Origin of the sequence: Serratia sp. CY27727 (genome assembly GCF_052169275.1) — a bacterium.
Classification (GTDB): domain Bacteria; phylum Pseudomonadota; class Gammaproteobacteria; order Enterobacterales; family Enterobacteriaceae; genus Serratia; species Serratia sarumanii.
The window spans coordinates 1-861 of the sequence record NZ_JBJNLB010000028.1 but is presented as its reverse complement, the minus strand read 5'-3'; the positions used below and the strand labels follow the sequence as shown (position 1 = coordinate 861).

The 861-nt window shown below is 49.9% G+C and carries 2 tRNA genes and 1 rRNA gene; all 3 read left to right on the top strand.

What is annotated here, in order from left to right:
* Positions 1–418, top strand: a 16S ribosomal RNA gene (locus ACJ8HB_RS24930); the annotation flags it as partial.
* Between the two features lie 75 nt (positions 419–493).
* Positions 494–570: transfer RNA gene (locus ACJ8HB_RS24925), tRNA-Ile, on the top strand.
* 38 nt (positions 571–608) lie between these two features.
* Positions 609–684, top strand: a tRNA-Ala gene (locus ACJ8HB_RS24920).
* The last annotated feature ends 177 nt before the right edge of the window (positions 685–861 follow it).

Sequence of the window (861 nt, the reverse complement as noted above, 5' to 3'; positions counted from 1 at the left end):
TTGCCAGCGGTTCGGCCGGGAACTCAAAGGAGACTGCCAGTGATAAACTGGAGGAAGGTGGGGATGACGTCAAGTCATCATGGCCCTTACGAGTAGGGCTACACACGTGCTACAATGGCATATACAAAGAGAAGCGACCTCGCGAGAGCAAGCGGACCTCATAAAGTATGTCGTAGTCCGGATTGGAGTCTGCAACTCGACTCCATGAAGTCGGAATCGCTAGTAATCGTAGATCAGAATGCTACGGTGAATACGTTCCCGGGCCTTGTACACACCGCCCGTCACACCATGGGAGTGGGTTGCAAAAGAAGTAGGTAGCTTAACCTTCGGGAGGGCGCTTACCACTTTGTGATTCATGACTGGGGTGAAGTCGTAACAAGGTAACCGTAGGGGAACCTGCGGTTGGATCACCTCCTTACCTAAAGATATTGCTTCGAGTGGCGTGCTCACACAGATTGTCTGATGAAAAAGTAACGAGCAGAAATACCTTTATAGGCTTGTAGCTCAGGTGGTTAGAGCGCACCCCTGATAAGGGTGAGGTCGGTGGTTCAAGTCCACTCAGGCCTACCACTTCTCGGAAGTGGAAAAGGTACTGCGCGTGACTGTATGGGGCTATAGCTCAGCTGGGAGAGCGCCTGCCTTGCACGCAGGAGGTCAGCGGTTCGATCCCGCTTAGCTCCACCATATAGTCCGGTATTTCACTACTTCAGAGTATATTGGAAACAGTATGCTGCGAAGTATTTTGCTCTTTAACAATCTGGAACAAGCTGAAAATTGAAACATGACGGCTGAAATTCATTCCTCCGTAGAAGTACCGGAATGAAGAGTAACCTGTCATAGAGTCTCTCAAATGTTTGCAGC